Genomic DNA, 9,165 nt, shown 5'->3' with positions numbered 1-9,165 from the left:
AGGGAGTAGGGAGTAGGGAGTAGGGAGTAGGGAGTAGGGAGTAGGGAATAGGGAAAAAATATTGTGTACTTTATTAGGATTAAAACCGTTATATTGGTGATTTTTTATCGGTTTGTTGGTACAAATGTTTCCTACAAATGTTTCCTACAAATCCTTACTCAAACGAAGTTGAAGGAAGGGTTAAACTAGGTTTTCAACCTTCCTTCAAGCTTCAACTACTTTTGCGGCTAGTCGCTACAGGGTTAAAACCCTCTTCCTAAGAGTTACTTCAATTGGATATACTTGGGCTTTTCAAACATATGAACGGTGTCCACAAACCGAGCGGTCTTGGACTGACTGGAAATAACTAGGCTTTGAGTCCGTGCTCCACCTGGGAAGAACCGAACCCCTTCCATCAGGGTTCCTGGGGTGATGCCACAAGCAGCAAACAGTACGGTTTCACCCTTGGCTAGTTCTTCAGCATTGTAAACCTTATCGGGATCGGTAATGCCCATGCTTGTGAGCCGTTCTAGGTTTTTTTCTTTGCTCTCCCCAATCAGACCAGTTTTCACGATGGCCGGATCGTAGATCAGCTGACCTTGGAAGTGTCCCCCTAAGGCACGCATTGCTGCTGCTGAGATTACTCCTTCTGGCGCAGCACCGATTCCCATCAAGGCATGAATATTGGTACCAGCAAAGGCACAGGAGATGGCGGCGGAAACGTCACCGTCACTAATCAGTCGCACCCGAGCACCAGCTGCCCGGATTTCGTTGATCAAGTCTTTGTGACGGGAACGGTCCATCACCACCACTACCAGTTCATCAATGGAGCGCTCTAGACAATCGGAGAGGATTTTCAGATTTTCCGTTGCGGACTTGTTGATATCCACATGATTCAATGCTTGGGGTGGTGCTGCCAGCTTTTTCATGTAAAAGTCAGGAGCAGCAAATAGACCATCCTTCTCAGAAATAGCTAGCACTGCCATGGAACCGTTTTGCCCATAGGCCACTAGGTTGGTTCCTTCACAGGGGTCAACGGCAATATCAATTTCGATCAGTTCATCTGGGTTACAGAAGTCGGCAGCATCCTCTTTGGTGCAAATCCCAACTTCTTCACCAATGTAGAGCATGGGAGCATCATCCCGCTCACCTTCTCCAATTACAATCCGACCCCGCATATTGATCTTGTTCATCCGCTCCCGCATGGCTTCAACAGCCACTTGGTCAGCAGTGTTTTTCTCCCCTTTACCCATCCATTTGGCGGATGCGATCGCAGCTTTTTCTACGACTTCTATAATTTCTAAACCTAGTGTATTTTCCAAAGCGCCCGTTCTCCCAAAAGCTAGATGAGCTTATTTTCTTAATTATTTGTTTACAGTTCTTAAGTCTATCAGAGCGTGGTATTTCGTAGAAGGGAATCGGGAATCGGGAATCGGGAATCGGGAATCGGGAATCGGGAATTGGGAATCGGGAATCGGGAACAGAGACTGAAACCCTTGTTTACTCTAGGGTTTAGGATTGAAACTGGCAAGATGCCAGTTCTACCATGATGCTCATTCGATACAACTGAAACTGGCAAGATGCCAGTTCTACCAAGATGCCCATTCCACACTACTGAAACTGGCAAGATGCCAGTTCTACCAAGATGCCAGTTCTACCAAGATGCCCATTCCACACTACTGAAACTGGCAAGATGCCAGTTCTACCAAGATGCCAGTTCTACCAAGATGCCCATTCCACACTACTGAAACTGGCAAGATGCCAGTTCTACCAAGATGCCCATTCCAATTCCCCCCTTATTAAGGGGGGTTAGGGGGGATCACCCATCCTGATGCTTAAACCAAGGACCCACCACCTGGATCAATCTAGTCAGGGCTCCCACTAACACTGCGATCGCTAAAATCATTTCCGCTGGACTGTCCCCATCCTTGAGCCAGAGTGCAGGATTTTCCATTAGGGGCTGTGGTTGTTCGACTAATGCTATAGTGTCAACTCCTTGACTATCAACAACTTGCTCTTTGAGGTCATTCATGGTAATGCTTCGATTTCCTAACTGAATCCATAGTGACCTGGGGGTAGTGTCCAAAAGCAACAGCGAGGTTTAGGGTACCTACAACCACCGTATATCAAGGCTAAACTAGTTGAGGGTAGCTTCTGCAATTTTGGGAAAACCTACCCTAACCCTCAAGTTTTTTTTCCTTGCCCATCCCCCAATAGCATGCCCAGACGTACTTTAGGTCCTACTGTTCAAAAAAGAGCACTGCGTCTATTTGAAGCATTAGTTTCTTTTGCCCAAGACATCGCTAATCAGGGGAATCCCGATATTAAATTCCGTTGGATAGAGAAAACCTCAACTTATCCAAAACTAGTAATTGAAACTCAGACCAGATATTTAATCCAACTCACCAAGAACGATAACTATCCAGGTAGTCTGAAAAAGGCTCAAGTGGTGGAAGCTTTGCAGCGGATGGAAGACTTCTTAGGAATTTTAGAAGACAACCGTGTCAAGAAGAAAGGAACGGAAGAAAGGCATTTCACCCTGACACTCTACTGCCAAGACCTAGCCACAAACCGAGAAGTATTTAATCAACAGTGGGACAACAAACGACCAGAGAAATCCAAACAGCAAGAACAAGCAACTGCTACTACTCCCAAAACCTGCCAAGCCCTTCGTCCTAAGCCAGGGGTTCCTTTCCAAGCCCCACCCCTACCACGTTACTTTATCCAGCGCCCAGAGGTAAGCCAATCCCTGAAGCAATCCTTACTGTCAGAGCAGACCGCTAAGACCGGAACTCTGGTAGTTAGCGCTATTTATGGTTTAGGGGGAATCGGTAAATCCACCTTGGCTGTTGCTATTGCCCGTGATCCAGAGGTACAAAGTCATTTTCCCGATGGTGTTTTGTGGGCAACTTTGGGTCAGCAGCCAGACTTGCTATCTTTCCTCAGCAGTTGGATACAGGCACTGGGCGACCATGACTATAAACCCACTAATACTAATGCTGCTTCTAGACATTTACAAACCTTGCTGTTTGACAAGGCTACGTTGCTAGTTGTAGATGACGCTTGGAACCCAGACCATGTGGAAGCGTTTCGGATTGGTGGTGCTAAGTGCCGGGTGTTAGTGACCACTCGTGAAGCTCAAATTGTGGGAGTGACTCCCTATAATTTAGATGTGATGAGTCCCTCACAAGCCTTAGCGTTACTGGAAGACTATGGGGGTTCTAAACTCAAGGGGTCAGACCGTGAACAAGCCCAAGCCCTAGCCACAACAGTGGGCTACTTACCCCTAGCCCTGGAGTTAGCGGCAGCACAAATAGCAGATGGTATTTCCTGGAACGAGTTACTCACTGACCTGCAAACGGAAATTGCTCTGTTGGAAACCTTAGATTTACCAGGTGCCCAAGAGGTTGATGAAAAGCGACGCAAGCACTACAGCTTAGTGGCATCCTTTAATCTCAGTTTACGGCGACTACCATCGGAAAAATTTCAGCAGTTTGCCTGGTTGGGTGTCTTGCCAGAAGATGTCTCGATTACTCCGGCTTTAGGCACAACCTTGTGGGATTTAAGTCCACGAGAAGCAAGAAGGACTTTACAGTATTTTAAGTCAAAGGCTCTACTGCTCTCTGGTAAATCTACTAATGAGAGTCCCACCTATCAGCTCCATGACTTGGTTCATGATATGGCGCGTCGGTTGCTAACGGCTCAAGCAGCTACAGGGGGAGAGGGAAGCTTACCGGGTTTGGGATTAACCTGGCCCCAAGCCCATGGTCAACTCCTAGAGCGCTATCGCCAAAAAACCGAAAACGGGTTATGGCACACCCTACCGGACGATGGCTATAGTCACACTTATTTGACCTGGCATTTAGAAAAAGCCGGTTGGGTAGAGGAAGTACACCAACTGCTGCAGGAGGAAACAGAGGCTGGACGCAATGGTTGGTATCAAACCTGTGAACGTCTCGGTCAACTGGGGGGCTTTGTCAAGGATGTGGCCAAGGCTTGGCAGTTAGCAGAAGAGGCTTTTTCCTCTTCACCAACTCGTTCCATTAGTTTGCAGTGCCGTTATGCCTTGATGGTGTCTTCCCTCAATAGTTTGGTAGGGAATATTCCAGGAGAGTTAATGGCAGCCTTGGTAGAGAAAAAGATCTGGACTCCAGTTCAGGCTTTCGCTTATGTTCAACAAATACAAGATCCTTTTAGTCGAGGAGAAGCGCTAGGAGAGCTAGCACCACATTTACCGGAAAGACTACTTCCAGAAGCCCTAGAAGCAGCGCGAGCCATTACCGATGAGAGAGCCGGAGCCTATGCCCTGATTCGACTAGTACCATATTTGCCGGAAAGCCTACTCTCAGAAGCCCTAGAAGGGGTACGAGCCATTACCGATGAGTATCGCCGAGCCTATGCTCTGAGTTTCTTAGCACCACATTGGCCAGAAATCTTACCACAAGCCCTAGAAGCGGCACAAGCACTTACCGATAACAGATACCGAGCCGATGCCCTGATACAACTAGCACCACATTGGCCAGGAATCTTACCACAAGCCCTAGAAGTGGCACAAGCACTTACCGATAACAGATACCGAGCCGATGCCCTGATACAACTAGCACCACATTGGCCAGAAATCTTACCACAAGCCCTAGAAGCGGCACAGGCACTTACCGATGAGTATCACCGAACCGATGCCCTGATTCGACTAGCACCACAGTTGCCGGAAATCCTACCACAAGCCCTAGAAGCAACACGGGTCATTACCAATCAGTCGAGCCAAACCGATGCCCTGATTCGACTAGCACCACAATTGCCGGAAATCTTACCACAAGCCCTAGAAGCGGCACAGGCCATTACCGATGAGTATCGCCGAGCCATAGTCCTGAGTAAACTAGCACCACATTTGGCTGAAAACCTACTCTCAGAAGCCCTAGAAGCAGCACAGGCCATTACCGATAACAGATACCGAGCCGATGCCCTGAGTAAACTAGCACCACATTGGCCGGAAATCTTACCACAAGCCCTAGAAGCCGCACAGGCAATTACTGATGAGTATCACCGAGCCGATGCCCTGAGTAAACTAGCATCACATTGGCCGAGAATTTTACCACAAGCCCTAGAAGCAACACGGGTCATTACCGATAACAGAGACCGAGCCTATGCCTTGAGTAAACTAGCACCACATTGGCCGGAAATCTTACCACAAGCCCTAGAAGCCGCACGGGTCATTACCGATAACAGAGACCGAGCCGATGCCCTGAGTAAACTAGCACCACATTGGCCGGAAATTTTACCACAAGCCCTAGAAGCCGCACGGGTCATTAACGATAACAGAGACCGAGCCTATGCCCTGAGTAAACTAGCACCATATTGGCCGGAAATCTTACCACAAGCCCTAGAAGCCGCACAGGCCATTACCGATGAGAGAGACCGAGCCGATGCCTTAGGAGGACTAGCACCACATTTCCCAGAAAGCTTGCTTCGAGAAGCCCTGGAAGTGGCACGGGCTATTACCGGTGAGAGAGACCGAGCCGATGCCCTGAGTGGACTAGCACCACATCTGACGGAAATTCTACTCCCAGAAGCCCTGGAAGTGGCACGGACTATTACCGATGAGTGGCACCGAGCCGATGCCCTGAGTAAAATAGCACCACATCTGCCAGAAATCCTAGCAGAAGCCCTAGAAGCGATACGGGCACTTAGCAATGACTCTCTCAGAGCCAGTGTTCTGAGTGGACTAGCACCACATTTCCCAGAAAGCCTGCTCCCAGAAGCCCTAGAAGCTACCGATGAGTGGCACCGAGCCGATGCCCTGAGTAAACTAGCACCACACTTGCCGGAAAGCCTACTCCCAGAAGCCCTAGAAGCGGCACGGGCACTTACCAAGGAGTATGACCGAGCCTATGCTCTGAATGGACTAGCACCACACTTGCCGGAAAGCCTACTCCCAGAAGTCCTAGAGTCGGCACGGGCAATTCAGTCTGAGTATTACCGAGCCAGCGTTTTCAGTGGACTAATCGAAAATCCTAACTTATCCCTCCATGACGTTCTCCTTTGGCAAGAGTTTCTTCACACCTTGGCTTGTCCTGGTCGCGAGTACTTCTTAGCAGTCCTGGTTAATCTCAGTCCAACTATTATCTCTTTGGGAGGCAAAGAAGCTCTGGCTTCAATTTTTGAAGCGATACAGGATGTCAGTCGCTGGTGGCCATAGAGTAGAAAGTGTGGGAAGTGTGGGAAGTGTGGGGAGATGGGGAGATTTTTATTAAGGGTAATGATCTGGAGATGATATCAAAAAGCTTTGAAAATACAGGTTTTATCAATTATTTATTTATTGTTTTTGTAAACACCATTACACCCATTGCTAGATAGTATTTTAAAATAAATAATCAAACCAAATACTGATTTATAAGAACACCAAAACTTATCCTATTTCTTTCCTTTTTCTTAATTTAAGCTATCCTGTAAGTATGGTATATCCTTAAATAGGATTCAACAACATAGGATTACCCAACAATGCTGGATTTTCTCAATCCCATCCTAGGACGCAACCCAGAACAGATGAAAGCCAATGTAGAAATTTACACCTGGCAAGCTTGCCCCTTCTGTATCCGAGCGAAGCTATTGCTATGGTGGAAAGGAGTTGACTACACCGAGTATAAAATCGATGGCGACGACAATGCCAGAAACCAGATGGCGGAACGAGCCAACGGCGGTCGAACGGTACCCCAAATTTTTATCAATAACCAACACATTGGCGGTTGCGATGAGTTATATGATTTAGACGCTAAGGCACAATTGGAGTCTCTGTTAACTCAGGCAGCTAGCTAATGGGAATCGGGAATAGAGAGGGTTGCTGATTATGGGTATGATTTTGCCCCCCTAGGGAGTGTTTTCAAAGTTTTCCGCAAGATTATGATCCCCCCCAGCCCCCCTTAAAAAAAGGGGGGAGCCATACTCAAAGTCCCCCTTTTTTTAAGGGGGATTTAGGGGGATCTCCGATTTTCCCTGTTCCCTACCTTGACAGTTAACTTTTCAACTTCGTGCAAGATCGAAATCAAAAGGTTAAGGTTGATTGGTTAAGCTTTCAGGGTGAATCAAGATAGTGAAACGTTTAATAATTAGTGCCTTAGTCTTCGTGATCATGCTGGGAGTAGTAGCATTCCCTGCAGCTGCTACGGTCAAGCGCTATCAAATTAGTGAATCGGCTAATGTTGATCTGTCTTTAGATGGTCCTGCCTTTGACTTAGGTGGTGGTGGTCCTGATGTGGATGAAGCGATCCAGTGGATGATAAACGAAGTTAGGGATTGCAGCGAATGCGATCGCACAGTTGATGTAGTGGTAATCCGGTCTTTTGGTGACGATGGCTACAATCAACCGATCTATGACATGAAGGGGGTTAATTCTGTAGAAACTTTAGTGCTCGATAGTCGTGATGATGCTAATCGACCGGATGTGGTGGCTACGGTAGAAAACGCGGAAGTATTATTTTTTACCGGTGGTGACCAGTGCGACTACGTTGAGAATTTCCTGGACACAGACCTTCATGATGCGATCGCTTATGTGCTTGATAAAGGTGGGGCTATTGGTGGAACCAGTGCTGGTGCCATGATTCAAGGTAGTTTTGTCTATGATGCTTGTCAAGGTTCAATCCGCTCCGATGAAGCCCTCAATGACCCCTATGACCATTATATTAGCTTGACCAATCACCTATTTAAATGGCGAGACCTACAATCAGTCATTGTCGATACCCACTTTAGCGAAAGAGAGCGCATGGGTCGCCTAATGGTATTCATTGCTCGCCAGCTCCAAGATACTGACGCAGAAGAAGTTTTAGGCATCGGAGTAGACGAAGCAACATCAGTAGTTGTAAACTACAAAGGTTACGCTGAAGTGATCGGAGAAGGCGCAGCTTATTTTGTTCTAGGTGACCATCGACCAGAAGAATGTGAACCAGGAATTCCCCTAACCTTTTCCAATTACAAAATCTGGAAACTATCCGGAGGTGACACCTTTGACCTTCGATATTTACCAACTTCCGGCTACGAAATCGCTAGCGTAGAGGAGGGAATAATTAGTTTTGTGGAATAGGGAGTAGACAATAGGCAATAGGCAATAGGCAATAGGCAATAGTAGTAAAGATATCGGAGTAGTTTTTGGTGTTCTTATAAATCAGGATTATTTTTCATAATCTATTTACCAAAAAACTACCATCAACTAATTACAAAAAAATAGATAGCGTTTCTCGTACTTATGAGGTACAGTATTATTTCAGGCTGATTTCCGTACAACCCTCTTGAATATTGCTTATTGCTAGCATGCCTATTGCCTGAAAAGGATAAGCTTTGTCCTCACGACTATGATAATTGCTATATTGATAATTTAGTTAACAATTTAAAATTAAAAATATAGCGTTTATCATAACTACGAAGTACACATTCTTTCTTCCCTATTGCCTATTGCTAGCATGCCTATTGCCTGTTCCCTGCTCCCTGCTCCCTACTCCCTGCTCCCTGCTCCCTACTCCCCAAAATGGAAGTACCTAACCCGATTGATAACTCCTATCTCATCCATCGCAAATGGATGAGTGTTGCCATAGAAATTGCCCAGAAAGCTGGTGAAGCGGGTGAGGTACCAGTGGGTGCGGTGATTGTAGACAGTGACGGTAAGTTAATTGCGACAGGAGAGAATCGCCGAGAGCGGGACAAAGACCCCACTGCTCATGCCGAAATCCTAGCACTCCGTGCTGCTGGTCAACAGCTGCAAAGCTGGCATCTGAATCACTGCACTCTCTACGTTACCTTAGAACCTTGTCCCATGTGTGCCGGAGCGATTATCCTAGCACGACTCGGTCTTCTGGTTTATGGTGTGGATGATCCTAAAACTGGCAGCATTCGCACCGTTGCTAATCTTCCTGATAGTGCTTGTTCTAATCATCGGTTGCCAGTCATAGGGGGAATTATGGAATCCGTTTGTCGGGAACAGTTACAATCTTGGTTTACCCAACGACGCAAACGAAAGTAAGCATTCGCCGTTGCTCGTGGAATGGGCATCTTGTGTGGAACTGGCATCTTGCCAGTTTCCTGCTTAATAATGGAATGATTTTGTGGGTGGAACTGGCATATTGCCAGTTTCCTGCTTAATAATAGAATGATTTTGTGGGTGGAACTGGCATATTGCCAGTTTCCTGCTTAATAATAGAA

The 9,165-nt window shown here is 46.9% G+C and carries 7 protein-coding genes; 4 read left to right on the top strand and 3 right to left on the bottom strand.

Going from position 1 to position 9,165, the window contains the following annotated elements; all coding sequences use genetic code 11:
- Positions 1-263: 263 nt before the first annotated feature.
- The 3 genes from glpX to AC4II3_RS19990 all read right to left on the bottom strand — a co-directional run bounded on the left by glpX (position 264) and on the right by AC4II3_RS19990 (position 2,011).
- Positions 264-1,301, bottom strand: coding sequence for a class II fructose-bisphosphatase (gene glpX / locus AC4II3_RS20000; protein WP_488013356.1), 1,038 nt, complete (start codon positions 1,299-1,301; stop codon positions 264-266).
- Between the two features lie 68 nt (positions 1,302-1,369).
- The gene (locus tag AC4II3_RS19995; RefSeq protein ID WP_488013358.1) at positions 1,370-1,606 is read right to left on the bottom strand and encodes a hypothetical protein; all 237 of its coding nucleotides are present in this window, start codon (positions 1,604-1,606) and stop codon (positions 1,370-1,372) included.
- 192 nt (positions 1,607-1,798) lie between these two features.
- Positions 1,799-2,011, bottom strand: a complete 213-nt coding sequence (locus tag AC4II3_RS19990; protein WP_488013360.1) for a hypothetical protein — start codon at positions 2,009-2,011, stop codon at positions 1,799-1,801.
- 186 nt (positions 2,012-2,197) lie between these two features.
- Here AC4II3_RS19990 and AC4II3_RS19985 point away from each other — a divergent pair, with 186 nt between their 5' ends.
- The 4 genes from AC4II3_RS19985 to tadA all read left to right on the top strand — a co-directional run bounded on the left by AC4II3_RS19985 (position 2,198) and on the right by tadA (position 8,986).
- The gene (locus AC4II3_RS19985; protein WP_490722874.1) at positions 2,198-6,175 is read left to right on the top strand and encodes an NB-ARC domain-containing protein; all 3,978 of its coding nucleotides are present in this window, start codon (positions 2,198-2,200) and stop codon (positions 6,173-6,175) included.
- Positions 6,176-6,477: 302 nt separating this feature from the next.
- Positions 6,478-6,792, top strand: coding sequence for a glutaredoxin 3 (gene grxC, locus AC4II3_RS19980; RefSeq protein ID WP_293081907.1), 315 nt, complete (start codon positions 6,478-6,480; stop codon positions 6,790-6,792).
- Positions 6,793-7,066: 274 nt separating this feature from the next.
- Positions 7,067-8,053: a cyanophycinase gene (locus tag AC4II3_RS19975; RefSeq protein ID WP_488013364.1), complete on the top strand. Its 987-nt coding sequence runs from the start codon at positions 7,067-7,069 to the stop codon at positions 8,051-8,053.
- A gap of 441 nt (positions 8,054-8,494) precedes the next feature.
- Positions 8,495-8,986: a tRNA adenosine(34) deaminase TadA gene (tadA, locus tag AC4II3_RS19970; protein ID WP_488013365.1), complete on the top strand. Its 492-nt coding sequence runs from the start codon at positions 8,495-8,497 to the stop codon at positions 8,984-8,986.
- Positions 8,987-9,165: the final 179 nt, after the last annotated feature.

Source organism: Moorena sp. (genome assembly GCF_982860115.1).
This window is presented reverse-complemented; position numbering and strand designations above follow the sequence as displayed.

What these genes read in the sequence shown, in the direction of transcription:
- AC4II3_RS19990 (WP_488013360.1), bottom strand. Translation starts at nt 2,011, where the DNA reads ATGAATGACCTCAAAGAGCAAGTTGTTGATAGTCAAGGAGTTGACACT.
- AC4II3_RS19985 (WP_490722874.1), top strand. Translation starts at nt 2,198, where the DNA reads ATGCCCAGACGTACTTTAGGTCCTACTGTTCAAAAAAGAGCACTGCGT.
- grxC (WP_293081907.1), top strand. Translation starts at nt 6,478, where the DNA reads ATGCTGGATTTTCTCAATCCCATCCTAGGACGCAACCCAGAACAGATG.
- tadA (WP_488013365.1), top strand. Translation starts at nt 8,495, where the DNA reads ATGGAAGTACCTAACCCGATTGATAACTCCTATCTCATCCATCGCAAA.